General features: G+C 62.3%; 22 protein-coding genes and 1 pseudogene. 14 read left to right on the top strand and 9 right to left on the bottom strand.

The genetic code is table 11. The features are described 5' to 3' along the window. The first annotated feature begins 9 nt into the window (after positions 1–9). From DBV08_RS18305 to DBV08_RS18285, 5 genes are all read left to right on the top strand, one after another. Positions 10–1,518, top strand: coding sequence for an ATP/GTP-binding protein (locus DBV08_RS18305; protein ID WP_124568383.1), 1,509 nt, complete (start codon positions 10–12; stop codon positions 1,516–1,518). Beyond that, the gene (locus DBV08_RS18300; RefSeq protein WP_124568382.1) at positions 1,515–3,272 is read left to right on the top strand and encodes a type IV secretory system conjugative DNA transfer family protein; all 1,758 of its coding nucleotides are present in this window, start codon (positions 1,515–1,517) and stop codon (positions 3,270–3,272) included. The genes DBV08_RS18305 and DBV08_RS18300 overlap by 4 nt, the downstream gene beginning before the upstream one ends. Next, complete coding sequence (locus DBV08_RS18295) at positions 3,269–3,619, top strand: hypothetical protein (RefSeq protein ID WP_124568381.1); 351 nt, start codon at positions 3,269–3,271, stop codon at positions 3,617–3,619. Before DBV08_RS18300 ends, DBV08_RS18295 begins: the two co-directional genes overlap by 4 nt. Further along, entirely contained in the window at positions 3,616–4,209 is a 594-nt protein-coding gene (locus DBV08_RS18290) for a hypothetical protein (RefSeq protein ID WP_124568380.1), read from the top strand. Before DBV08_RS18295 ends, DBV08_RS18290 begins: the two co-directional genes overlap by 4 nt. Before the next feature lie 221 nt (positions 4,210–4,430). Then, positions 4,431–4,676: a hypothetical protein gene (locus DBV08_RS18285; protein WP_124568379.1), complete on the top strand. Its 246-nt coding sequence runs from the start codon at positions 4,431–4,433 to the stop codon at positions 4,674–4,676. A gap of 76 nt (positions 4,677–4,752) precedes the next feature. On the opposite strand, the gene DBV08_RS32325 is transcribed toward DBV08_RS18285, so the two are convergent. Together DBV08_RS32325 and DBV08_RS18280 are read right to left on the bottom strand one after the other, a co-directional pair. Next, positions 4,753–4,923 carry a hypothetical protein gene (locus DBV08_RS32325; protein WP_185564714.1) on the bottom strand — a complete coding sequence of 57 codons (171 nt, stop codon included), beginning with the start codon at positions 4,921–4,923 and terminating at the stop codon, positions 4,753–4,755. 12 nt (positions 4,924–4,935) lie between these two features. Further along, entirely contained in the window at positions 4,936–5,703 is a 768-nt protein-coding gene (locus DBV08_RS18280) for a DUF6338 family protein (RefSeq protein ID WP_124568378.1), read from the bottom strand. Positions 5,704–5,827: 124 nt separating this feature from the next. On the opposite strand from DBV08_RS18280, the gene DBV08_RS18275 reads away from it, so the two are divergent. After that, positions 5,828–6,331 (top strand): hypothetical protein, encoded by a 504-nt coding sequence (locus DBV08_RS18275; protein ID WP_124568377.1) that lies wholly within the window; start codon positions 5,828–5,830, stop codon positions 6,329–6,331. Positions 6,332–7,380: 1,049 nt separating this feature from the next. Here DBV08_RS18275 and mobF read toward each other — a convergent pair. Continuing rightward, positions 7,381–11,898: a MobF family relaxase gene (gene mobF / locus DBV08_RS18270; RefSeq protein WP_185564711.1), complete on the bottom strand. Its 4,518-nt coding sequence runs from the start codon at positions 11,896–11,898 to the stop codon at positions 7,381–7,383. Positions 11,899–12,222: 324 nt separating this feature from the next. Between mobF and DBV08_RS18265 the strand changes: the two genes are divergently transcribed. From DBV08_RS18265 to DBV08_RS18255, 3 genes are all read left to right on the top strand, one after another. Further along, complete coding sequence (locus DBV08_RS18265) at positions 12,223–12,669, top strand: hypothetical protein (RefSeq protein WP_124568375.1); 447 nt, start codon at positions 12,223–12,225, stop codon at positions 12,667–12,669. A 196-nt stretch (positions 12,670–12,865) separates the two neighbouring features. Beyond that, entirely contained in the window at positions 12,866–13,375 is a 510-nt protein-coding gene (locus DBV08_RS32920; RefSeq protein WP_124568374.1) for a hypothetical protein, read from the top strand. Between the two features lie 20 nt (positions 13,376–13,395). Next, entirely contained in the window at positions 13,396–13,593 is a 198-nt protein-coding gene (locus DBV08_RS18255; RefSeq protein WP_124568373.1) for a hypothetical protein, read from the top strand. A 145-nt stretch (positions 13,594–13,738) separates the two neighbouring features. On the opposite strand, the gene DBV08_RS18250 is transcribed toward DBV08_RS18255, so the two are convergent. Then, positions 13,739–14,710, bottom strand: coding sequence for a DUF4192 domain-containing protein (locus tag DBV08_RS18250; protein WP_124568372.1), 972 nt, complete (start codon positions 14,708–14,710; stop codon positions 13,739–13,741). Positions 14,711–15,138: 428 nt separating this feature from the next. On the opposite strand from DBV08_RS18250, the gene DBV08_RS18245 reads away from it, so the two are divergent. Both DBV08_RS18245 and DBV08_RS18240 read left to right on the top strand, forming a co-directional pair. Next, on the top strand, positions 15,139–16,113 hold the full coding sequence (locus DBV08_RS18245; protein ID WP_124568371.1) for an SMI1/KNR4 family protein: 975 nt from the start codon (positions 15,139–15,141) through the stop codon (positions 16,111–16,113). 149 nt (positions 16,114–16,262) lie between these two features. After that, positions 16,263–16,715, top strand: coding sequence for an HIT family protein (locus DBV08_RS18240; RefSeq protein WP_124568370.1), 453 nt, complete (start codon positions 16,263–16,265; stop codon positions 16,713–16,715). A gap of 37 nt (positions 16,716–16,752) precedes the next feature. Here DBV08_RS18240 and DBV08_RS18235 read toward each other — a convergent pair whose 3' ends face one another. From DBV08_RS18235 to DBV08_RS32910, 5 genes and pseudogenes are all read right to left on the bottom strand, one after another. Continuing rightward, complete coding sequence (locus DBV08_RS18235) at positions 16,753–17,952, bottom strand: IS110 family transposase (RefSeq protein ID WP_124568369.1); 1,200 nt, start codon at positions 17,950–17,952, stop codon at positions 16,753–16,755. 334 nt (positions 17,953–18,286) lie between these two features. After that, complete coding sequence (locus DBV08_RS18230) at positions 18,287–18,625, bottom strand: hypothetical protein (protein ID WP_124568368.1); 339 nt, start codon at positions 18,623–18,625, stop codon at positions 18,287–18,289. Next, complete coding sequence (locus DBV08_RS18225; RefSeq protein ID WP_124568367.1) at positions 18,619–18,957, bottom strand: hypothetical protein; 339 nt, start codon at positions 18,955–18,957, stop codon at positions 18,619–18,621. Before DBV08_RS18225 ends, DBV08_RS18230 begins: the two co-directional genes overlap by 7 nt. Positions 18,958–19,044: 87 nt before the next feature. Further along, positions 19,045–19,251 (bottom strand): hypothetical protein, encoded by a 207-nt coding sequence (locus DBV08_RS32915; protein ID WP_260395639.1) that lies wholly within the window; start codon positions 19,249–19,251, stop codon positions 19,045–19,047. A gap of 373 nt (positions 19,252–19,624) precedes the next feature. Continuing rightward, positions 19,625–19,936, bottom strand: a pseudogene (locus tag DBV08_RS32910) (ArdC family protein); the annotation flags it as partial. Between the two features lie 880 nt (positions 19,937–20,816). On the opposite strand from DBV08_RS32910, the gene DBV08_RS18215 reads away from it, so the two are divergent. The 3 genes from DBV08_RS18215 to DBV08_RS18205 form a co-directional block, all read left to right on the top strand. Then, a complete protein-coding gene (locus DBV08_RS18215) occupies positions 20,817–21,206 on the top strand; it encodes a hypothetical protein (RefSeq protein WP_124568366.1) in 390 nt (129 codons plus the stop codon). Positions 21,207–21,346: 140 nt separating this feature from the next. Further along, positions 21,347–22,099 (top strand): CPBP family intramembrane glutamic endopeptidase, encoded by a 753-nt coding sequence (locus DBV08_RS18210; RefSeq protein WP_185564700.1) that lies wholly within the window; start codon positions 21,347–21,349, stop codon positions 22,097–22,099. 611 nt (positions 22,100–22,710) lie between these two features. Continuing rightward, the coding region (locus tag DBV08_RS18205; RefSeq protein ID WP_124568364.1) for a PIN domain-containing protein at positions 22,711–24,079 on the top strand (1,369 nt) is incomplete at its 3' end.

The following is a 24,079-nucleotide window of genomic DNA, read 5'->3' as shown; positions in this document are numbered from 1 at the left end:
GGACACCTCATGACGAACACGCAGCAGCGCGCCGAATACCGGCGCGGCCACAAGAAAACCAGCCGATGGTCCTTCGCTCCCTCGCTCGGGAAGAAGAAAGTCCAGATCGAGAGTCCGGAAGAGACCGCCGTCGTCGACGCAGTGGTCGCGTCCGACCGGATCGCTGTCCGTCGCCAGCCTCCCAAGCGCAACAAATTGCTGGACCGGTGGGGCTGGTACGAAATCCGCTCCGAAGGCGCATGGACCTCCACCCGCCAAGGCGAAGCGCTGAACCTGGCCACGATGCGCCGCTCGGTCCGCCACGAGGGCCTGATGACGGGGTTGAACAAGATCAGCCAGACGATGGAAATCGTCGACCCGTTCGAGCTGTACGGAACGGAAATCGAGAACATCAACATCGCCGTCATCGGCGACATCGGCAAAGCGAAGTCCTCGCTGATCAAGACCGCGTTTTGCCTGCGCCAACTCGCCCTGCCGAACAGGCAGGTCGTGGTCATCGACAAGAAGCGCCAAGGAAACAAGGGCGGCGAGTACTCCGGCATTGCCGATGCGGTCGGCGCCCGTTCGATCCGTTTCCATGCCGGCGGCGCAGAGGGAATCGGGGTGCGCCTCAACCTCCTCGATCCGGCGATCGCCAGCGGAGTCGAACGCACCGACGGAGTTGCCCCGGCAGGGCAGGAAGCTCTTGTCGGCGCCGTCATCGAAGACACCATCGGCCGTACTTTGGTCGAAACCGAAGACGCTGCACTGCGTTTGGCATTGGAGGTAGTCAACAAACGTGCCGCTGCGGAAGGCCGCGAGCCGATCCTGCGTGAGCTCGCCGACGAGCTGCTCAACCCGACACCTGGTTCCGGAGCGACGTTCGGTCCGTTGTGGGCGGACGACGCCAAGCGTTGGGGCCTGACACCGGGTCTGGCGTTGCGCAAGCTGTGCGAAGGCGACCTCAAGGGCCTCGTCGACGGCGCTACCTCACCGGAGGTTCGCGAGGCACTCGAGCACTCGTTCGTGCACTTCGACGTCTCCGCACTGCCGAACAAGGGTCCCGCGTTGCGGGTGATCATGACCGTGATCAACACCTGGCTCGCCAATGTTCTCGCTTCCCGGTCCGCACAACACATGCAGACCGTGTTGATCGTCGAGGAAGGATGGCACGTCGCGGACGGATCGACCGGAAAGGTGTTCCGCGAGAACATGAAACTCTCTCGCGGCCTGGGTCTCTCGACCTGCTCGGCTTTCCACCACATCTCCGATCTGCCGACCGATTCCCCTGCCCGGGCGCTGATGAAGGAAGCCGGAATCGTCTTCCTCTACGGGCAGGACCGAGTCGAAGACGCCGAAGAAACCGCGCGCATGTACCACCTGCCGCCCGGCTCGACCGAAATCATCATGTCCCTCGCCAAAGGCCACTGCCTCGTCAAATACGGCAGCGCCGATCCGATCCTGCTCCAGCACGTGCGTTCGGACATCGAAATCACACTCACCGACACGGACGAAGTCATCAAGGGAGAAGCGGCATGACCACACAGCGCCCTACCAAGCCGATAGTGGCACCCGGTGTGATCCCGCTGGCCGCGACCGCGCTCGCCGTGGTGCTGAGTGTGGTCGGCGGCGGCTACCTTTCCGGGGTCCTCGCGGGCACCGGCGGCGCGTTGCCGTCCGGGATGTACGGAGTGCTCGACGTGTTCACAGGGCTGTTCCTGCATCCGAGCGATCCGGCGCTGGCCTGGCCGGAAGGCTCACGTCCGGGCGGCCCGGTCCTGACCTGGGGATGCATCGCCGTCCTGGCCGCATTGTGCCTGTGGCTGGGCATGTTCATCTCGTCGAAGATGACGATCCGCCGCGCTGCACGCCGGGTTCGAGAGTCCGGTTTCGCGGACCGCACCGAACTTGCCCGCGCCGGCGTCAGCGAGAAGGCAGCCGTACGGAAAGCGAAAGCGACCCGTCTGTCCCTAGCGGATGTTCCGGTGCGCCGCATCGTCGCCGAGGCGGAAACCACGAAGATCGCCACCCTCTACAACGGCGGTGACGGCGTGTACTTGCAGTACCGCGACGGGCTGACCTGCACCGGACCTACCGGCGCCGGTAAAACATGGCGCGTGTGCTGGAAGGGCGTCACCGACGCCGTCGGCCCCGTGGTTGCGACCTCGACCCGCGGCGACCTGCTCCGCTCGACCTGGGCGCAGCGCAGCGAAGTCGGCCGCGTCGAGGTCTTCGACCCGGAAGGGTTGACCGCGATCCCCAACCCGATGCGATGGTCGATCCTCGACGGATGCGATGACCCGGAAGTCGCCAAACGACGCGCCGAAGCGCTGGTCCAGGCCATGCCGATGGACGACACCAGCAACGCCGGCTACTGGAACGGCAAAGCCGCGATGCTCATGCGCGGCTACCTCTACGCCGCGGCCGTCAAGAACAAGGACTTGGTAGATCTGCGGATCTGGGCGTCCTCCCGCAACGTCAAATTGGTGCGCGACGTGCTGGAAAGGGATCTGCCGGACTGGCACGCCGAACTCGAACAAGCATTGGACTCGAAGTCCGACTCCTCCGACGACGTGGTCAGCGCATGTGCGCGGTTGCTCGAACCGTTGGCGTCCCCGAAGTTGATGGCTGCGATGAACGTCCCTCGTAGTGAATCTGCTGATCTTCATGCGCTGATGACCGAAGGCAAGAACACCGTCTACGTGGTCTCGGAAGGTCACAGTGCGTCGGCGGCCGCGTTCACCACCGTCCTGTCCGCCGAGCTGTATCACGTGGCGAAAACACACGGTTTGACCAAGCCGGACGACAAGATCGACCCTCCACTGCGGATGGTCCTCGACGAGATGAACAACGTCGCGGCGATTCCGAACATGCCGGACCTCATCACGGACTCGGGCGGCCGCGGAATCCAGATATGGGCGCTAGTGCACAGTGCCCTGCAGAACGAGAAGCGCTGGGGCCGCATCGGTGGACAACGGCTCTCGACGGATTCGCCGGCACGCATGTTCTTGCCTGGCCTCGGCGACGAAAGCGAGTTGGCGGCACTGTCCCGGCTGATGGGTAGCCGTGACGAGTACATCAGCCACGATCCGCGTTCGGCTCCACGGTCGGTACCCGTGATGGCGCTCAACGAGATTCGTGAGATGCCCGAAGATCAAGCGCTGATGATGTTCCGCAACGCGAAGCCGATGAAAGTGCGTCTGCCGTCGGTGTGGGATGTTCCCGACCTCGCCAAGAGGGTGCGGGCGAATCAAGCGGCGTTCGACGAGTTCTGCGCGAAAGGTACCCGATGACAACCCGATCCAGTGATGACCGGACGTCGCTCGTTGCTGCGATGGTCTCGGGAGCGGTGGCTGCGGAGACCCCGTGGCTGAGCGAGGATCACTGGAAAGCCGGTGATCAGGCCTGGTGGATTCTCGAAACCACAGACGGAATCAGCAAAACAAAGGTCGAAATCGTCTCCCCCGAAGAAGGGACCGTCCGCGACCCGAAGGTGACCTACAACGATGGAGTGTTCAGAGCTACCGGCAAGTTCGAATACATCAGACATCGCGGAGGTTCCTGCGCCAAGTGTGCAGGTTCCGTGCTCGAACTCTCGTCTTCGTCGCCTCACTCCCTCGTTGAAGAGGAACCTCGATGACCGTTCCTCCGTATAACCCCGGCCCCGCCGATTGGCGACATCTCGACCAGGATTCGGCAGCGGAGTTGTGGGTCGAACTTCGCGAGTGGACGGAATGGCTGCGTCGCCGCTACGACCTGGGCAATGAGATCAAGTCCTGCTGGTTCAAACACGCTCCGATGGTCGAGGAGCTGACGGCGGCGATGTTCGCTCATCGTGAGGTCTACCAGGCGGTGAAGACGCCGTATCACGGCGGCATGGCGGCCTGGCACTACCAAGTGCTGTGGCCGCTGGTCGGGCGCCTGCCGAAGATGGGCTTCAGCGAATGCCGCCGGGGCGGTGTGTGCGGGTTCGAGCCGGACGCACCCGAGATAGCCGATGACTTCGCCGAGTTCATCGCCAACGAGGTCGCCGAACGCCCCGACTTCGTACGTAACGCCGAATCAGCCACCAACGGTGCGTCCGCGCTGACGATGGATCAAGTTCTCGACATGACCGACAGCGGCCGCGCAACCGCCGAAGATCCCTCCGACGATTTCACAGCCGTCGACATCGACGGTGTCCGTTGGGAATTCGACGACGAAACGGAAACGTATCGGCCCGTCCAGTAGCCGATCACAAGCCGAAGTATCAACAGCCCCCAAACCCTTCGAGCGGTCTCGCCCACCGTTCGTGCGTACGGGTTGCAGGTGGTTGATGCTTCTCGTGTCCGCCACGGCCGCGGCGATCGTGGGTTGTCCCGCCTGGGGCCTGCGTGTCGCGCCGTGGCGGACACACCCTTTTCTTCATAGGATGCTCTGCAACACAACTCGATTCGGATTGGTGGACTCGCATGCAACGAAATGACCCCTTGGGGCGAATCAACTCCGACGCCGTCGAGTTCTTTTCTCGCTGGGCAAATCGCATGGCCGCGGCTGGGCTTCTGGTCGCTGGAGTGGGCTGGCTCCTGCTTTTTACGATGGGTGAGCAGGACGTGATGGCCTCGCGCGCGTGGGTCGTTTTGCCGGCCGTCGCGCTGCTGCTGGGCGGCGCGGCCTTCCTCATTGTTGCGAAGTCGAAGACGACCGACGCACGATAGTTCTCGACCGACAAATAATGCCCCTGACCTCCTCGAGGTCAGGGGCATTATTTCTACGCCCAATTGGGCAAACGTGTCAGTTTTTGGCGTCGGCTTTGGCAGCCTCGCCGTTCCGGTCAACTACCTTGACCTTGACCTTGGCAGTAATCGGTCCGATTTTCGAGGCAGGCCTGTCGGCCGAGTAGCCGAACGTGTTGTCCTTCGACGACTGGCGGCCGGTCATGGTTCTGGCTTTACCGTTGGGCATCGTGGGCCTCCTCTAAAGCACTTCGATGAACTCAGCGTACGCGATTTCGTCCCATCTGATGAGGCAAGCGACTCCAGTCTTGATCGGCACGATGGGGTTCGCGCTGAGTGCGCGGATCGCTCCGTCCGGTTCGATTTCACAGGTGTCGTAGAAGTAGATGTCCTGATCGTAGGGATAACCGGATGCATAACTTCCGGGTCGTTTGGGTCTCGGCGGCGCCGTCGGTGCATTGTTCGGGGGATTCGCTGGCGGTGTAACTGGAGGATCGGCAGCGCCCCAGATCCCGAGTATCCAAGGGTTCTCGCCCGGTGGAACGTCTTTGAGCTTCACTTTTACGTATCCGCTCAGGTTTGGAGTGAAGAAGAGTCGTTCCCACGCGCGGGGACTGCCGGTTGAGCCGTTCAATGGTCCGCCGATTATCCGAATTAACGTCGCACCCTTGCCCTCCTCCTCATCCGCCCGGTTCTTGATCTTGTGGCCGAGCCAGCCACCGAGGCCAAGTGGGAAGAGTACGTAGGCTGCCAGGACGAGCCATATCCATCCGGGGAGCGGGTTGCCCTCCTTGAGTGCGCCATTCACGATGTAGACCCGATAGCCCTGATAGAGGAGCGGCGCGGAGAGTATCGCAAAGATTGCGGACACCGAGGCGAAGGCAAGGATCCGTTCGTTGGTGTCGGCTTTGACGCTGCCGTTGCTCTCTCGTTCGAAGGCGAGGGTAAATAGAGCGCCCGGTAAGAGCGTGGTGACGAAGACAGCGAGTGCCTGGAAGGTCGCGAGCATGAGCTGAATTGTCCACGACTCTCGTGCAATGTCCTGTCCCGATGGAAACCTGCGCGTGCCACACCTCATTCGGGCGAGACTGGACACACGCACGTTGCACCGAGTCGGAACGGGGAGGGTCGTCATGGATGCCACTGCATGGGTCGCGATTGCCGGTATTGCTGGAACCTTGATAGCGGCGGTTCTGTCCCCACTGGTCGCCGAACATTACCGGGCCAAGCATGCAGGTGAAGAACAACTACGGACAGCACGGATAGCGGTGTACGGGCAGTTCCTCGCTGCTACAGCCCGCATCGTCAGCAATGCGTACATCGCGGCTTCGTCCCCGGATACGTCTGTCGAAGAGACGGATGCGGCTGATTTGGACCGCCTTGTCGGGGAGATAAGGGTCCTCGGGGGCACCGAAGTCCGCGCCGCTTTCAATGATTTCCAGAAGAATGTTGCAGCGCTGCGCCCCCAGATTGATCAGGCTCGGCTCATGCAAAGGCGCAACGCAGGAATGGGCAACGCCGACGGCGTCGAAGGATTACTCCAACGCGTGACTCTCGCTTCACTGGCGAATCAGATCAAAGCGGATGAATCACGCTTGGTAGCCGCACTGCACCGGGACCTCGGGGTCACGTCCTAGCGACGGCACAGTTCATCGACGGCGACCCGGCGGACGTCAAGTTCGCAGATGATGCGGCATACGGCGTTCAGAGCGCGCCGCCACCGAAGAACCATGGGCTCTATCCACGTTGTGTCGACCCGACAACGTCTTCGTGACCAATCCCCGAACGTCGGTCAGACACTTCGACGAGTACCGATACGACAACGCCGGCAACGAACTTCGGTCTGCTCAACTACTCCGCGGAAACTCAATGCGTACATGACACGGGCGGCCATCAGCAGTTGACCAAAGCGGAGACCGCCCGTTTCATCCTCAATCCAAATCAGGCAAAGACCAGCGGGTTTATGTTCACCGCCGCCGATGTCGACGCGACAATCGTTCGGCGCGAACACTTCCGAGCCAGTGCTAAGGCATATCCCGAAACTCGGTTAGGGAAGCGATCCTCACCCCGTTGGAGGTATCAAAACTCGTCTGCGTGCGACACATGTTGTTGTGTTGGCATCCGGGTCCTCGCCCCGCCAGTAAGATAAGAAAACGTAACTAGCGGACAACACTTCAGGCCACTTCCGAGTGGCGGCCCAGTCGACTGGCCGCCAATCGAGGCGGTCAGGGAACCCTGTTTTCAGGGTTCGCAACCGGGCTCAAAAGGCCCACGAAGTGAAGGGAAGTTACGTCATGACTGAGCATTACTGTCATGAGTGTGGACAGAGAAAAAAGAAGAAACCGGATTTGACCCGCTGGTTGCAGTTCACAGCTGCCCTAGCATCGCTTGCCATCAAGTCCGGCTTCGACTTTTCACTGTTGTTTAACCACTTGTTCTGACCGGTTTTCACCGGCGACGTGCAGGTGTTCGAAGTCGTCGTCCGTTCCCGCGGACGGCGACTTCGCCTGATTCTGCACCAAAAGTGCAGATCAGACCATGCTTACGTAATTGATTATACAGATACCAGGTACGCAGATGCGGTAGGTGCATACATCTAGCGCCGAGTTGCGAATCCCGCAAAAGGTTCCCGTCAGCGCCCTGTCCTGGTCCCTGATCACCCCGGCGGTCGGTGTTTGGTCGATTCCTACAGACGCGGGCCGCGGCGCCGGTTCTCTTGTTCGACGTGTTGGGCGATGGTGTGGTGGTGCTCGATCGTCGCTTGTTCGTGTTCGGTGCGACGTTGTTCTTCGCGATGCTCGGCGATGCGATCACCAAGGTCGTCGATGTCGCGGTGAACGGTGTTGAAGGGCGCCGAGTCGGCTTTGTTCTCGGGCCGGTCGCCGGCGACTGATGTGGTGTCGGTGATGTTGTAGCGCTCGCGGTACGCCTGGATCTCGGCAGTGGTGCGATCCCACTGCGCTGCCATCTCGGGGTCTTCGGGCCGTGCTTCGAGGTGCTCGGTGAAGCGCAGTTCGGGGTCGTTGCTGCGCTGGTCGTCGGTGCTGATGCGGCGGGTGTTCGCGGTGTGTTCGGTCGCAATGTCGGTGTAGGTGGCGTCGAGCTGCTCGGCGAGTGTGGGGTCGACGAGGTGGGCGTCGAGGTCGGGGGAGGGCACCCAGTGTGGCGCTGCTGGGTCGACGGGTTCACGTGCTGGCGGCGCGATGGTGTCGAGTGCGTCGGTGATGCCGGAGACGTGTGCGGTGGAGTGTGCGGCGGTTTCGATCGTGCGGCACAGGTCGTCGACGTCGAAGCCGGCGTGGGTGACGAGTTCGCGGATGCGGCCTACTGCTGCGTTCCACCGCGGGTCTTCGGTGCGTTCGGCGGCGGCGGTCGCGGCGGGGAAGTGCTCGCGCAGGGTCTCGTCGTGTTCGGTGGCCCAGCGGGTGTTCGTCTTCTCGGTTGCGCTGGTGATGGCTGGTGCCATGTCTTTGATGAGGTTCGCGGCGGTGACGTCTTCGCCGCGTGCTGCGAGTTGCTGCGCGTGCCAGGAGAGAACTGCTTCGGGTGTGAGGCCGGCGAGTGCTGCTTTGCGTAGGTGGCGGCCGAGTCGTTGCGCACTGGCTTCGGCGAGGATGCGTTCTGCCATGTCTGGTTCGAAAGCTTCCCGCACGGGACGGTGGATACGGGCGGTGTCGAGCTGGGCCCGCGTCTCGTCGTAGCGGCGGATGGTCGCGCCGATGCCGTCGGTGCGCTCGTGGTCGGGGCGGGCGGTGGCGTAGCGGTCGGCGAGGATGCGGGCGTAGTCGTCGAGTTCTTTGTCGGTGCTGGTGGTGCGCGGGGGCAACGGTGGGAGCGCAGTGTCGGCGCGCTCGGCTGCCGCTTCTGCTGCGGCTTGGCTGGCTTCGACGATGCGGGAGTTCAGAACTCGGGCGACATCGCGGGCGGTGTGGAGTTCGCCTGATGCGAGTGCATCGTTGAGGATGCGCCGGGCGCTGTCTCCTCGGTCGTGTGCCTGTCCGAGGGTGGTGCGGAGCGCGGCGAGGCTGCCGGGGTTTTCGGCGGCGATCGTCGCGAGTAGTGCTGCGGGCAGCGCCCGGTCGAGGACGCCGTCGAGCCAGCGGTCGCGCAACCTGCTGTGTGCGGCGTGGTACGCCTCGCGGAGCCGCTGCGGGCTGCGGGCGTGCTCGAGTGCGTCGCGGATCTCGGTGATGGCGGCTTTGTGGCCGTTGTCGTTGGCGAGGATGCGGGTGAGGACTTCGCGGGAGTTCGGAGTCTGGATTTCGGAGAGGTGCATCCCTTCGGTGTCTTGGGTGACGCCGGGTTCGACGGGGACGTACAGGTGGTTTTCGGTGCGGCCGCGGGTGGTGGCGACGTAGAGGCCGGGCCGGTTGGTGCTGTGCCCGACGGTGGTGTGGGAGGTGTCGACGGTGATGCCTTGGCTGCGGTGCACGGTGGCGGCGTAGCCAAGTTCGGTGTTTCGCTTCACGTACCGGGCGGGCAGGGTGATCGTGCCCTCGTGGGTTTTGCTGCGCAGGTTCAGTGAGCCATTCTCGTTCACGGCGGTGACGGTCCACAGGTCGCCGTTGCGGACGAACATGTTGCGGCGTTTGCCGCCCTTGGTGCGTAGCCCGCGCTTGTTCTTGCGGGTCAGGACGATGTCACCGACGCCGGCGTCGAGTTCGTCGGACAGGGTCACGGTGTGTTCGGCTTTCGCGGTGCCAGCGGCACGGTAGTGCGCTTGGATCGCGAGGTTCACTTCACGGACGTCGTCACGGGTGGAGAGCATGACGATCGAGGATTTGCCGCCGTCGATGTCGGCGAGGTAGGCGGCGGCCGCAGCGTCCTTCATCTCGGCGGCGGTGCCGTCGTGGACCCATCCGCGGGAGTAGAACAACTCAAGGCTGCTCTCGTCACCGTGCCGCAGAGCGAGGGAGTTCTCGGCTTGTTCGGTGTCTTCGCCGAAGCGCACGACGACCGTGAGTTCGGGTGCGTTGGTTTCTTCGGCGAGCAGTCGCAACGCTCCACCGGTTTCGACGGCGTCGAGCTGGTTCGGGTCACCGAGTAGCCGGACCACGGCGCCCTTGGCTGCGGCGATTTCGGTGATGGCAGCGAGGTCTTTGGTCGATGCCAGGGATGCTTCGTCGACGAGCAGCATCGCCCCGGCGGGGATCTCGATGTGCTCGGGGAGGCTGCGCGGTTCGTAGTCTTCGAGTCCGCGCCACGGGTACGTCAGGGTCGCGAGGGTGTGGGCGGTGGTCCCGATTTCTTCGCCCAAGGTTTCGGCCGCGACGGCAGATGGTGCGAGCGCGATGACCTCGTATCCGGCGGCGGTCCAGGTGTCGGTGACCGCTTTCATCGACGTCGTCTTGCCGGTGCCGGCCGGGCCGATACCGACGGCGAGGAGTGTTCCTGCGCCGACGAAATGCTCGGCAAGCTCGCGCTGTCCGGCGTTGAGTGCGTGATCGCTCGTGCGGGCGATCTTCTCGACGACCTTGTCGAGTCCGGCTTGCGTCGCGATGTAGGCGGTCGGTGTTCCGGTGGCGTCGAGCATGGATTGCTCGGCGGCGATGACACCTTCGGAGGTGTGCAGTGCGGCGCCGTGGCGTTCCAGGATGAACTCGCCGTTGCGGCGGCGCAGTACCTCGGGGGCGGGCGGAAGATCGGCGGCCGGCATGTGCACGGACTCGGTCAGAACGTGGGCGGTGACGGCGTCGATTGCCTCTCGGCGGGCGCTGTCGTCGGGGAAGGTGACGGCCGCGAAATTCGCTTCGACGGCGCTGTGAATGTGGGTGATCGCCCAGCTTGCGCGGACGTTCTCGAGGCGGTCGAGCACGCGGGCAGCTTCGACGTCGACACTGTCGGCAGCGCGCATGGTGGTCGGGCTGAGAGTTCCTGTGGCGTGGGCGTCTTGGATGTTGCGCCAGTGTTGTGCGAGGCCGTCGATGTGTTCGGGGGTGCCGAGGATCTGGGCGGATCGGGTGATCCAGTTGTGCTGCATTTCTCGCAGGGTTTCGGGTTCTTGCTTGCCGGCGCGAGTGTCGAGGTTGGCTTGCTGGTAGAGCGCGTACATCGCTTTTGCAGAGGGCATCCGGCCGTGCGAGGCGCGGTAGTCGGCGACGAGTTGATCGCGGCGAGCTTCGATCTGGGTGCGGCGTGAGGAGAACATTTCGCACAGCTCTTGGGGGACTGCGGCCAGCTCGACGATGTCCTGGCGGCCGCGTCCGGTGGAGCGTTCGGTGAGGTCGAATCCGAGTTCGGTGTGCAGTTTCGCCATGACGGTCGCGTTGTAGCGCTGCGAGGCCGGCACGCCGTAGCGGTGCAGGGTGGACCCGTCGAGGGCACGCCACTTTCCGTCGTTCTCGGTGCAGACCTTGATGGAGACGACGGCGTGGGTGTGCAGGTTCGGATCCCCGGCGCGGGAGTCGTAGTGGTTGTAGAGGGTGGCGACGAGGCCGGTGGTGTCGTGCACTTCCTGGCTGGTGGCGCCGGTCCGGGTGAAGCACGCTTCCTGCTCGATCCAGCCGAGGGTGTCGGTGACGGTTTCGTGGTGGATGCGTTCGATTGCGCGGCGGGTGTCGTCGTCGGCGAGTGCCCACATCGTCGACACGCTCTTGGGCGGGGTGAACACCAAGTCGTAGCCTGCGACTGGTTGGCGGACGCGGGATTTCTGGGCGCTGATCCATGACCACAGCTCACGATTGTCTTCGGCTGCGCGGCCGTGCGTCTGCTCGAACAGCCGGGTTCCGACGCTCTCCATGAGCGCAGCTGAATCGGCTTTAGACGGTCGACGTCCGTTGTCGGCGGCGAACTGTTCAAGGGCGGCACGGTGCTCGGTCAGGAGCGGGATGTCGTTGGTGAACTTGGGGAACTTGCGTCCGAGCCGGGCGGCTTTGACGGCGGCCTCGGGCTTGGCGCCAGCGGCGATGAAGTCCTCGATCATCGCATCGGCATTGGGGTGCATTCCCTCGCCGAACAGTGCCTTCATCTGCGGTTCGGAGACGGTCTCCCCGGTACCGATCCGGTCCGCAGGATCGACTGCTACGTCGGCGTCCATGCGCGCCAGGTCGTTCAGTCCTGCGCCGAACCAGGTACCCGGCGGGGTGCCGTGGGCGGTGTAGTAGTCAGTGAGTTCTTGCCCGTGCTCCAGCTCGCGGTCAGCGGTGGCGACCTGCTTTGTCAGGTACTCGTAGCCATCGCCCGCGTGCAGTACGTGGAGCGTCATCACAAGGCCACCATAGTCGCCGCAGGCGGCCTGGTGGAGGGCAGATACCCCCAAAGTCTGAAATTCAGCAAGAGGTGTGTCTGAATTTGTGGGTCTGTCTGAGTGAAACGAAGTGCACTTGGTAAGGGACGAATTGTTTGTGCTGAGGGAAGCGAAGTGTTGGAAAACTTGGGTGACATGGATGGATAGATGGTTTGACATAGTGATGTGTGAAAAGGTTCAGTGGAATTGTGATGGTTAGCCCGAGATTGCGAGCCGGGAACCGTTAGGTGGTCGGGGAACAATTGATGGCCGATCGCCGCTGCCGGCGGTAAGGTTTGCGGCATGGCGTCCTCAAACACATCCACGATCAGCGCGAGGGAACGGGCACGCGCAGCGAATGCCGCCCGTCTCGCGGAAGAGCAAGAGCGATTGAAGAAGGTCGAGGACGATCTCGTCCGATTCTTCAAGGCGCAGGAGTCGCGAGAGAAGATCGCGGACGATGCGCGAGTGCGTATCGAGCGCATCCGCGAAGAAACCGACACCAAGATCGCCGACGCGGATCGTTCCGGTGCGGCTGCGATTGCGGATCTCAAATCTCGCGGCGAAACGGTGGCGAGCATCGCGCAGCTGACCGGCCTGACGACAACTGAGGTCAACAAATTGCTGCGGTCGACCAAACCGAAACAGAAATCGGAAAAGGCTCCCGCTGATAAGACTGCGTCGAAGGAAGATTCGTCACCGGCACCGGCTTCGACTTCGTCGACTGATCCTGCCGCGCTGGCGTCGTAGAAGCGACCAGCGAATCAATGTCGGCCTTCGCGGTTTTCCCCGGTTGGGTGTCAGCGACCGATTGTGTGTTGCCTGAGATCGAGCGGAGCGGGAACAGAAATCTCGGGCATCCACATGAGGGATATCGCTGTCCCCGGTTGGGGGAAACCGCGGCCGATTCGTCGGCAACTCTCACAAGCGTTAGGAGTTCGTTCTGATGGCGGACGTCCTAACGCTTCCGGCGCTCGGCGATCCGGAACGGGAGAGATTCGAGCGGTTCATCGTGCGCGGACCGGGCGAGCGGGATTGCCATTTTTGGACCGGCAGTATTTCCGATGACGGGTACGGAAGATTTTGGCTGATGCGCGATGGCCGGCAGCGAGTCGTGCGCCCGCATCGGTACGCGTTGATGCTCGAACTCGGTTGGCCGTTGACCGATTCCGAGTTCGCGATCCACGAAGTGTGCGACAACCCGATCTGTGTCCGGGCCACGACGAGCATCGCCGGACGTCCACATGTGGTTGCGGGTACGCAATCGCAGAATCTTGCAGGGATGAGCGCGAAGGGTCGCGGCGGCGGCCGGGGGCAGAGCTGGCATTGGTACGGCCCGGATCGCGCCGCCCGTGCGGCGCGATCGAAGGCTCTGCGGGATGCGTTGCGAAATGGATGGGACGCAGACGCGGTGGAATCCGCGTTGCTTCGCACGGACACTCCGACACTCTTTTGACGAGCGAAAGGCACGAGAAAATGAGCGAGAACTTCCCTCCGCGGGAGCGGTCCGCAGTGGAAGCGGCGGCATACCAGGCAACGAAGCACACGCAAAAGATCACCGACGCGGATCTCGTTGCGGTCGTCGAAGGTTTGACCGGAACGTCGGTGGCGCAGACTCCGCGTATCGACATCGCGTTTCCGGCGGCGGGCGATCCGGACGAGCTCTTCCACTGACCGACGCACGACGCGGCTCGGTTCGCCGGTTCGCGCAGTGCGGCGCAGTGGTTGTAAGGGCTCGATGCCCGAGCAACCACCACCACGTACGGGGGCGGCCCCGACTCTCTCGAGTTGAGTCGGGGCCGCGTTTTTGTCCGTTCGGCTATTCGGTGTCGAGGTCGATTCCCATCGACCGCGCTACCTCGACGCCGATGGTGGCAAGTTCGGCGATCGCCTCCGGCTTGATTCCGGCCGTGCGGGACGCGTCGAGCAGCTTGAGCAACGTCGTGAGGCTGGGGTCGACGCCGATGACGCCAGCAGCGTCGAGCGCAATTCCGGCGGCGACTCCGTCGCCGTCGACGTATGCGGCCAACCCGGCAAGGGTGAGGATCTGGACTCGGTAGTTTCCGCGTAGGTGCGCGGCGATGGTGCCGAAGGCGTCCGCTGCGGCTTGCGGGCTGATCGTGACGATTCCGATCATGGCATCGCGGTGGTGCGGGTCCGCTGCCGCGCACAATCCGGCACGGGCGGCGAGGTCGAGACTGGGAACCTCGAAATTGCGTACGATTGCGGCGATTTCCGTGATCGTGTTTCGTGCGAAGTCCTCGCCCTGCTCGGCTGCGGCGGCGCGGGCTGCGTCCATGTCGGCGGCCGTGTCCTCGCGGTAACGGGCTTCGATCTCGGCGCGGCTGCTCGACGTCTGACGTCCGCTCATGATTCGGTTCATGCTGACCTCCGAGAGGATCGGGTCGGCGGTGCGGCCGCTCTCCTCGCCGTTGGTGTCGAACCACTCCGCTCCGATTTCGAGAGACTCGGCGACAAGAGTGCGGACGCTGCGGATTCCCCTGCTGTCGAGCTCGCGCTGCGCTGCCTCGATCTGATCGAGTCCGGCGGCTGCTACCGGACCGGCGCCGACGACAACCCAGATAACGGACGTGACTGCGGCTTGCTCGAGTGCAGTGCTGTAGTCGGCTGCCGCGTTGGCTCCGATGACATCGGTGCGCGCAACGAACGCGAGCGTGGCCGGTGATCCGGTGAGAGCGATCATCACGACGGAATTGGCGGGGACGAATCCGAGCAATGCCGGGATTGCGGCCAAGACGTCGGTGGCGGTCCTCAAACGGATGTTCTGCATGTCGTTCCCCTTGCTGTGAAAGTGACCGGGCCTCGTGCCCCGCCAATTTTTTTCGCCTTCTGGCAAAGGAGAATCGCGTCGGCGTGAGGGGGCCGGAGTGCCACCCCTGGGCCGAGAAAATTTTGACGGGAGCTTGCGAGTGGCGAAAATTTCTCGGAGCCATCGGCCGGCGCTTGCGCCGCCAGGGGTTGCGCGCAGGTCACCGCCGACGAGAATCGGAAGGCCAGAAGTGAATCTCAATAGGCTTTGTCAAGCACGGCCGCAGGCCGTTCCTCTTTCCAGCGCGGCACGCGCGGCGCGGAACAGCATCCCAGAATGCGTTCGATCTGAGTGACAAAACAGTGTCGGGCTGTGTCGTCCCGTTCGGCTGAGACAATCTCGTGGTACTGAATAGTCGGTTTCCAGTGTCGGATGAAAGTGAGTGCTCGGTGACCTATTGGGCTGTTGCTCGGCCAGGCTCGAGTCCGGATGGCGTTCTCGTGCGCGATGGCTACGTCGTCGGTGACGATGCCGCCATCGCGCAGATAGTCGAAGTGGGGATGCAGTTGGCCGCTTCCGAAAACGGGTCGCGGCCGCAGATCTGGGTGGCGTTGGGGAGCACGGAGGCTCTGGTGTCGGGATTCGGTGATCAGAGTCTTGACCGTGCAGAACTCGAAGTCGAGGTCCGCCGGTGCGTCACCGCAGATGAGAACAAGCAACGCCGCGCTGCTGTCGAGTCGATGACCGCGAGTTCTACGCACGCGAGAAGCCCGGTGCATTCAACGCCAGTGGGTTCGGTTCACGATCAGTGGAACCGGATCACCGAGTGGTTGCGAGTCCACTTCCCCGGTACGACGATTGATGGTGCCGACCGCGCCAGTGTCGACGCCGCGATGGCGAAGACCGGACAGAATTGGCCGGTCGAGCTGATCGAGCTGTTCACCCTGGTCAACGGAGTTCGCGACGACCGGTTGCTGGGGTTGCTCCCCCGTTTCGCGTTTCTCACGTTGGACGATGCGATCTGGCATTGGGAGTCATCTATCCAGATTTGGGACGAAAGTGCCCGCCTCTACGGTGGTGGGCCTGTTGACGCGCCCATCGAGGCGGGAGTTCAAGCCGACACCTTCATTTCCGCTTTCGTACCCTTCGCGGGACTCGACGGCAACTTTTTGTGCGTCGACACCCGACCTGGCCGCATGCATGGTTGTGTGATCGAATTCGACAAGGTCGGCGCGGATGAGCCTGGACCTCAGTGGGTTTCGATCAGCGCCATGCTGACCGATCTGGCTGAGAGCCTGACAACCTCGACAGCGTTCGACGACGGCTGGTACTGGACTACTGACAACGGAGCCCTCGAATGGGAGCCTGACCGCACCTGGCGGCTCAGACAGCTTGTGTTGCACGCCAGCTCGCACACCCAATGACCAGGTAGCTCCACTAGCGCGCAACGTGGACCGGCTTGTCAGAACAGAAGTCGGCTCATGCGAGGGGCATTCGTAGAACCGTTTGATCGACGACCGTCACTACGGATGAGAGAGCCGTGCCAATGTTGCTGAAGCTAAACTCCGTGGCCATGAGCGATCATTGCCTGTTCTGCGGCATCGTTGCCGGCAGCGTCCCCAGCGTGAAAGTAGCCGAGGACGAGACGACGTACGCCTTCATGGACATCAACCCGGGCTCGGACGGTCACATACTGGTCATCCCCAAGCGACACAGTAAAGATCTGTTCGAGATCCCGGCCGATGACCTGAGCAGCGTCGCCTTGGCAGCGCAGCGGATAGCGAAGGCAGCGGCCGCGGAGTTCGGTGCAGACGGAGTGAACCTGCTCAACTGCTGCGGTGCCGACGCTTGGCAGACAGTGTTCCATTTCCACCTGCACGTCATTCCGCGTTACGTCGACAAGTCCAAGGACCGACTGGTATTGCCTTGGCAACCGGGAACCCCCGGCGACGTGGAAGCGATCGCCACTCTGGGCAGCCGGTTATCTGCCGTCCTGGACGAGCCGCTTTCCGCCTCACTGGATTGACTCGGACCGTGTACCCGCCTCCGCAAGGAGCGATCGTTCAGGCGGCCGATGCGACGGTCAGTTCCGACCGATAGACCGCGTTGTCGCGGAGCATTGCCCACAACACGTTCAGCCTCCGCCGGGCAAGAGCAAGAACAGCTTGTGTGTGCCGTTTTCCTTCCGCACGTTTACGCGCGTAGTAGATCTGCGACGGCTCGCAACTTCGAAGGCTCAGCTGCGCGGAGAGGTAGAACACTCGTAAAAGGCGACGATCGTATCGCCGTGGCCGCCGCAGATTTCCGCTCACCCGCCCCGAATCACGAGGTACAGGAGCCAGACCCGCGATACCCGCCAACCGATCCACCGTTTCGAACGCGGTGAAATCACCTCCCGTGACAGCGAGGACTTCCGCCCCGAGGACCGGGCCGAAACCTGGCATCGACTCGATCACCTCCGCATGACGGTGCCGGCGGAACCGTTCCTCGATATCGCGATCGAGCTCGGTCATCTCCGCATCAATGTTCATAACCTGAACCGCGAATTTCGCGACCGCGCTCGCTGCCACGTCCTGACCTGCCACCCGCGCATACTGTGACTGCGCCGCGCCGATTGCCTTTACCGCGATCTGAGTGGCGTTGTATGCCTTATGTTTCCGCAGCCACGTTTCCAGCCGCGACTGACCGATTCTTCGGATCGCGTCCGGCGTCTGATACCCAGAAAGCAAGATCAAGGTCGCTTTGACGTTGCTGATGTCCAACGCTCGCTCCAACGCAGGGAAATAGGTACTCAGTAGTGCGCGAAGTCGGTTGATTGCGCGGGTGCGGTCCCGCATCAGATCGGTGCGCCTCGAGGTCAAGATACCGAGTTCGACGCTGATCTCGTCGCCAGTCCGCACCGGGTGCAGGTCGCGGCGCATCCGCGCTTGATCAGCGATGATCGCGGCGTCTTTCGCATCGGTCTTACTGTCACCGCGATAACCACCAGCGGCATGGTGGACCGCTCGGCCCGGGATGTAGAGCAGCCGCTGCTCCCTTTCAGCCATCAGCGCGATCAGCAACGCGGCACCACCGCTGTTGAGGTCCACCGCCCACGTCACCACACCACCCTTCGAGAGACTGACAGCAGCGTCGATCAACATGATCAGCTCTGTTTCGTCGTTCGCTACGCGGCGCGAGAGCAATCGCGTTCCGTCGCTGTCGATCACCACACAATGATGATGGGTTTTACCTGCATCGATACCTGCCCACAGCTGGCTCACACGCGGTCCCCTTCACACTCGATTTTGCACGGTCCGAGCTTTCACCTGGGTGGACGACTACTCCGTCGTGTCCTTAAACAGCGATCGAGTCGCATCTCTCAATGAGCGGTCGAGTCGTCGAGAACACCGCGGCGGCCATTCCCTTCCGGCCATACCAACAGCGAAAACAAAGAAGCCATACCGCAGCGTCCCCAGGCAGCTCCGAACCTACGAGCAACAACCCGAAACCGCCTGTCAAAGACGTTAAGGAAAACAAATCAATGCTTTTCACAGAACGGAGCGCAGCGGAGTTCATTTCGGGGGACACCGAAGGTGGCCGGCCGCCGGGCAGGAGTCACCTTTCCGCCGACAGCGTGCAGTCGCGGCACTCCCACTGACCACCGACGCGGGTACAGGTGCGGCGTTGCTCGCACAGCCAGCATCGTTGATTGCGTCGGGTCAACTGCTGCGCTGCGGTCGCGGCGGGCTGTGGGGGTTCGATGGTCTCGGCGCGCTCTCGCTCGGATACGGGCCTGATCATCTCGGATACGGGCCTGATCATGTCGCCGAAGATTCGGCGGCACTGCGAGCAGATTTCTCCGTCCTCGGCCACGATGTTCGAGCATCCCGCGAGAACGCATCCGGTGAACATCTGCGGATCCACCATCGTCTCTGCCTTCGGGGCGCTCACCATCGGAATCGGATTCCGTGCGGTGCGGCGGCGCGCTCAACTCGGCCGTAAACCCGATTCACCCGTGAGGGTGCGATCTGTCCGGCGTCGTAGGCGCGGCGGGTCGCGACGGCGAGCAGGGCGACAGCTTCCCGGGCGGTCACTTCGTGCGCGAGGGTGAGCCACCCGATTTCCGCTTGCATCCCTAACACGCTCGTGGCGGCGGTGATCTTGCCGGTCAACGTCTCGAGGATCTCGGCGGCCGCCATTCCTGAGGGTGCGATCGCGGGATACGCGGCGTCGATGGCGTTGCTGTACATCGTGTCGGCCCGCAGCTCGTCGGTCGTGGTGCTCATGTCGTAGCCCTTTCGTAGACTTCCAAGCGCGACACCGGGCGGGCTGCCTCCACCCGGTATCGCACCTGTGTTTGCGGGTGCTGCCGTCTATGCGGCTGCGGTGTCCTCGGCTCCGTCGGCGGCGGGTTCGAGTGCCTCGGCGAGAGTGTGGACGGTCGCCAGGACTGCGCGGGCGGTGTCGGTGATGACCTCGAGGTCTCCATCTCCCCATCCGGCGATGTAACCGATGCTGTATTCGCTGGTGTCGAGTCCGAGCAGTCCAGCCAGGACGTAGGCGACGGATTCGGCTTCCACCTCGGTGCAGCTCGGCCGGGTCGATATCGCCACTGGCGTGCATGAGCGCATGGGCGGCTTCGTGAATCATCGTTTTAGCGGCTTGTGCATCGCTGATCGTGTCGTCGACGACGATGCGGCGCGATCCGTCGAGGCCGGTGCGGCCGTTCGTTTCACCGGCGATGTGCTCGCGGGTGACGGTCCAGCCTTGTTCGGTCATCACCTGCGCGACGCGGGTGTAGATCGCGGCGGCGTCTTCGCCTTCAAGTCGAGTGGTGATGGTTTCGGCGGCTGCTGCGGGGTGTCCTTCGATCGGGTCGGTCTGTGCGATGTCGAACACGGACAGGATCGGGAACCGCGGCGCGCGGCGGGTGGTTTCCTCGCCGGTCTCGGTGTCGGTTTCGGTGATCTTCTTGGTCGAGTAGCCGAAAATCTTGATCGACTTTTCGCCCTTGCGAACCTGCCGTCCGAGCTGCTGCCACTTGCGGAATCCGGCGACCTGGCTGGCGTCCGGGGCCTGCGAGAAAATCAACATGACGTTGTTGAAGCTGTAGGAGTGGAACGCTGCTGCTGCGGTCAGGTAGGCGGCCCATGCGTCGGTGTCGGTGAGCTGGGCGACCTTCGCGGTGATGCTCTCGTGCAGTGCGGCGGCCTGCTCGCGTCGCGCTGCGCTCTTGTCTGCCGTGGTCTTCACTGGTGCGCCCATAACTTTTCGGCCTCCGCTGATCCGGTGGCGTCCCCCTGCTCGGTGGCCGCCAATTTTTTTGCCCTGCTGGCAAAGGAGAATCGGATCGCCGGGATGAGGTCGGGACGCAACTTCTGGGCCGGGAAAATTTCTCTGCGAGCGTGCGAGTGCGGGTTGAGAAAATTTCTCGGAGCCCTCGGGCCGGCATCGCCGCCAGCGGTTGCGTACCGGCCGCCGGCGATCAGAATCGGAAGGCCAGAAGGACAAACAAATCAACGCTCTTCGTCAGACGGAGCGCAGCGGAGGTCGATTCGGGGCACACCGAAGGTGGGCGGGTTTGGGCGTTGACTGTTCGGTCTCTTGAGTGCGGCGTTCGGTGACCACCTCGACCCCTTTCGGCGCGGTGGTGATTGTGCGGGAGCTGCGTTCGGTGAGTGGTCTCTCGGTCGCGGCAGCCCGGCATTTTCAATCGCTATTTCGACCGCTCTGGTGAGCGCTTTTTCAGGCGCCCCGTCCAACCGTTTTCGATCGCTTTTCCAAGCGCTGTTCGTACCGTTCAACCTGCCATGTTCGAGGCGGTGCAGACCGGATTTTTCGGTTAGCGATATGAGTGAAATTTCGTAGTCATTGATTGCCGCTGATTCGGAGTTTTAACCGTCCTCCAGGTCTGCATTTCTCGAAATAAAACCGTCCTCCAGGTCTGTCGTTCAACGCCCTCCGATTCGGGCGTCTTTCTCGAATCTAACTGGGAAATAGCTTGTTTGAGCTGCCCAGTTGTGGCGACGCGGCCCGTTTCAGATGGTGTGGCCGACTGTGGCAGATGTGTGCATAATGGGGATCGTCGTTCATTTCCGTTCTCGTAGAGCGGGATTCGTCTATCTATTTTCAGGGGGCATTTTTCATGGTTGGCGTCGATCTTTTGGCTCAGACCAATTTCGGTGAGATCGGCTCTCCGACCGGAAGTTCGGGGACGAATTGGCCCGCGTGGCTTCTCTTGTCGGGAATCTTCGTGGCATTCGCAGTGGCGTCGACGATCTTGGCTGTGCGGCTGTTGATCGCGAGGTTGGACAGCACCGGCGGGGGTGGTCTGGTTGCCGTCGCGCTCACTGCGCTCGCCGCTCTTTTCGGGGCGTGGTGGGCAGCCGGTCGAGGGCTCGTCGGCGATTCAGAGTTCGCACAGATGCTGCCAGTTTTGAGCGGTTTGCCGTCGGTCCTCTACACGATCATTTTGGTGGCGGCGATCGCATGCGGTGTCATGGGTGGCCGGTCGCTGGCGAGGAATTTCGGTTGATGCCGGTGTGGTCGACGGGGCCTGTCGATCCCGTCTTCGCGGATCCACGATCGCGCCGTGTAACTGCCGGGATGGCGTTCGGCCTGATTGGCCTGTGGATCGCTCTATCCGCGGGTTCGCTTTCGCGTGCGCTTCCTCGAATGGTTGATCCGCAGCTCGCGCCGACGTCCCTGGATCTTGACGATGTCGTGCGGAGGTTCGAAGAGCAGGTCGTGTGGATAGCGGTTGGTTTCATGGCCATCGGCGGGGTTCTTCATTTCCTGCCTGCGCAGCGATTGTGGTGGCAGACCCCGGGGCAGCCGTCGGCTCTGGCGATGACCCGCTTCTGGGGTGGCGCACAGCTCTTGGCGCTCGCGTGCGCAGGTGCGGCAAGTACGGTCGGCCTTCGCATGGAACCGCCTCCAGTACCGGCCGTTGAGTCCGGCGCTTGGCTGCACGGCTTGACGATGGTGTTGGCGGGTCTCGAGGAGGAGCCTCTGTTGGCCGCACTACCGGTGATTTTGTTGGTGGGGCGTATGCCCGTCTTGTGGATAGCCGTGTTGGCCGGGGTGATGCGTGGGCTGCTGCACACGTACTACGGTCCGGCAGGTTTCGTGTGGGCTTTTGTTTGGGGCGGCGCGGCCGTGCTGATCTATTTCGTTTTTCGGCGGTTGTGGCTACTCATTGTCCTGCACGGCCTTTCCAACGCGCCCGGCCTTGCACTTGGACACGGGGACTGGTGGGAGCTGGGCGCGTCGTTGGTGAAGGCAAGCTTCCTAGTCGGCCTGGGGGTGTGGTGCATGATCGCGGTGCACCGCGATCATCCTCACCTTCGGCAGGCATTCCATGATCGGATCTGGCTGGCGCTCAAGTGGTTGTGGTTTCGCGTCCACACTCGGAGATTGCCCGACTAGAGAGCCGGCGCTGCCTAGCAGACGGTGGCGTCTACTAGAATCAGAATGTTCGTTGGTTGAGGCAGCCAGTGGGCCTTGAGTTCGAATCTCAAGGTCTGGCTGGGTACCTGTTGGCGCTAACGCTCCTTGCTTTCGTTCGTCTGCTCAGTGATTGGCCCAGTAGGGCGGAGAAACTGGCCGACAATCGGCCGAGGAAGGAGTCGCTTATGGGAAGCTTCAAGCAGTTTGGTGTCGTATTCACGCAGAAGATGCTGGAAACGATCTGGACGTGCGGAGCCGGGGTGTTGGCAGCCCACTGGCTTACCTGAGCCAACGACCACCTTCACCAGGGCGAGAATGTCGCGATCTTGAGGATTCTGGTCTCAGCCGCAAATACTTGCGGTGCCGGTGAACACGCCCACGTTGCTGACAACTGGTTTGCCAGGGGCCTGTTTTCCCGGTCAGCGGCCCGGTTCATCAAGCATCAGAAGTCTTGACGACGGTATGCCTACGCCCGACGGCAATCAGGTCTGGCCGACGAAGCCGCTGCTTTCTGTCCACAGGTTTGCTTCTTCAAGCACGATCGTGGGGCCGCCGCAGAAGCTGTCGGTGCCCGCAGTCACAATCAATGTGTGCCAGAGACACAGAACATCATCGTGGTCGACACCAACATCCTGTGTTTCACTCCGTCCTTGAGGCACAAGCACTTTCAATCGCTGGCGGACAACGGCGTGAAGTGGGGCGTCAGGCTGGTAGTTCCCGAAGTCGTCTTCATGGAGACCGTTAATGTAGTTCGTCGCACCTGGGAAGAGACTGCGACGGCAGTGTCGGATCTCAAAATCGGCGAGTTCGGCCTCAATGGTGAGAAAGAGGCCATCGAAGCAACCATCCGAACCCGGATAACAAGTTACGCGGACGATCTTCGAGACCGGCTGGACTCGTTGGGGTTCGACGTTGTTCCTGCACCAGCTGTCCCGCATCTTGAGGTGGCACAGCGATCCGCCGAACGGCGCCCCCCATATCTCCCAGGGTCCGATGATCCCAGACAGATCCCGAAGGATGGCTACCGAGATACCTTGATCTGGTTGACGGTGATGGATATTGCGAAGAGCAACCCTGATGCCGAAGTCTGGTTTGTCAGTACGAATACCAAAGATTTTGGGCCCGCGAGCAACAATTGGACTGGAAAGAGCACTGGTTCTAAGACTGACTGTCCGATCAATTTTAGTGATGGTCTGATCGAGGAGTTGGCAGATCGCGGACTGGCGGATCGTGTCCGCTACGTGACGACTTTGTCGGCTCTCGAACAACACTTTGCCAATCAGTGGCAGCCAGTCGGAGATGAAATCCTTGCCGAGTGGTTCGATCGTACGGATCGAACCAACTTGGCAAATTCCCTGCACGCCAAGCTGATCGGGTTTCCCCTCGACCCAGAACAATCTGCGCTGGCAATCGACACTTTCCGCGCCCATATCGTCAGCGCTGAGAGGCCGCTTGAAGGTTGGCAGTTCAGCGAAGGTGCTGGCCGGGGAAGCGAGGGCGGCTGGACTGCACGTTTCACAGTGCCTGTAGGAGTTGTTATCAGCGTCATCGAACTACCTGCCGCGACGACAGGCGAATACACAAAAACCCTGAATTTTTCTGGGGTTATTTCTGTTGACGCCTCAGGTACCCAGGAAGATCTGGTTGTCGAGGCTGCAACTGCATTCCCAGATGACGAGAACGTGGAAGCCTGGGAGCGTCGGAACGCACAAAGGATCAGCGGTCTGGGCCAAACCCGAGCCGGCACCCTGTCGAACCTCGTTGCAGCGAACGCCAACTCGCAATTCCTCGCAGGCTTTGCGTCCGCACACGCCGGCCCAAACTTCCTCAGAGACTTTACGTCCGCGCAGGCCGGCCCAAATTTCCTCGGAAACTTTACGTCCGCGCACGCCGGTCCAAACTTCCTCAGAGACTTTGCGTCCGCGTACGACGCCAGCAAGATAGCCGGACTCGCCACCG

Origin of the sequence: Rhodococcus sp. KBW08, assembly GCF_003852455.1 — a bacterium.
In the GTDB taxonomy this organism is placed as follows: domain Bacteria; phylum Actinomycetota; class Actinomycetes; order Mycobacteriales; family Mycobacteriaceae; genus Rhodococcus_F; species Rhodococcus_F baikonurensis.
The sequence above is the reverse complement of the archived record's forward strand: the minus strand, read 5'-3'. Positions and strand labels throughout refer to the sequence as shown.

Coding starts and splice junctions, on each gene's coding strand:
- DBV08_RS18305 (WP_124568383.1), top strand. CDS start 10: ATGACGAACACGCAGCAGCGCGCCGAATACCGGCGCGGCCACAAGAAA.
- DBV08_RS18300 (WP_124568382.1), top strand. CDS start 1,515: ATGACCACACAGCGCCCTACCAAGCCGATAGTGGCACCCGGTGTGATC.
- DBV08_RS18295 (WP_124568381.1), top strand. CDS start 3,269: ATGACAACCCGATCCAGTGATGACCGGACGTCGCTCGTTGCTGCGATG.
- DBV08_RS18290 (WP_124568380.1), top strand. CDS start 3,616: ATGACCGTTCCTCCGTATAACCCCGGCCCCGCCGATTGGCGACATCTC.
- DBV08_RS18285 (WP_124568379.1), top strand. CDS start 4,431: ATGCAACGAAATGACCCCTTGGGGCGAATCAACTCCGACGCCGTCGAG.
- DBV08_RS32325 (WP_185564714.1), bottom strand. CDS start 4,923: ATGCCCAACGGTAAAGCCAGAACCATGACCGGCCGCCAGTCGTCGAAG.
- DBV08_RS18280 (WP_124568378.1), bottom strand. CDS start 5,703: ATGCTCGCGACCTTCCAGGCACTCGCTGTCTTCGTCACCACGCTCTTA.
- DBV08_RS18275 (WP_124568377.1), top strand. CDS start 5,828: ATGGATGCCACTGCATGGGTCGCGATTGCCGGTATTGCTGGAACCTTG.
- mobF (WP_185564711.1), bottom strand. CDS start 11,898: ATGACGCTCCACGTACTGCACGCGGGCGATGGCTACGAGTACCTGACA.
- DBV08_RS18265 (WP_124568375.1), top strand. CDS start 12,223: ATGGCGTCCTCAAACACATCCACGATCAGCGCGAGGGAACGGGCACGC.
- DBV08_RS32920 (WP_124568374.1), top strand. CDS start 12,866: ATGGCGGACGTCCTAACGCTTCCGGCGCTCGGCGATCCGGAACGGGAG.
- DBV08_RS18255 (WP_124568373.1), top strand. CDS start 13,396: ATGAGCGAGAACTTCCCTCCGCGGGAGCGGTCCGCAGTGGAAGCGGCG.
- DBV08_RS18250 (WP_124568372.1), bottom strand. CDS start 14,710: ATGCAGAACATCCGTTTGAGGACCGCCACCGACGTCTTGGCCGCAATC.
- DBV08_RS18240 (WP_124568370.1), top strand. CDS start 16,263: ATGAGCGATCATTGCCTGTTCTGCGGCATCGTTGCCGGCAGCGTCCCC.
- DBV08_RS18230 (WP_124568368.1), bottom strand. CDS start 18,625: ATGGTGAGCGCCCCGAAGGCAGAGACGATGGTGGATCCGCAGATGTTC.
- DBV08_RS18225 (WP_124568367.1), bottom strand. CDS start 18,957: ATGAGCACCACGACCGACGAGCTGCGGGCCGACACGATGTACAGCAAC.
- DBV08_RS18215 (WP_124568366.1), top strand. CDS start 20,817: ATGGTTGGCGTCGATCTTTTGGCTCAGACCAATTTCGGTGAGATCGGC.
- DBV08_RS18210 (WP_185564700.1), top strand. CDS start 21,347: ATGGTTGATCCGCAGCTCGCGCCGACGTCCCTGGATCTTGACGATGTC.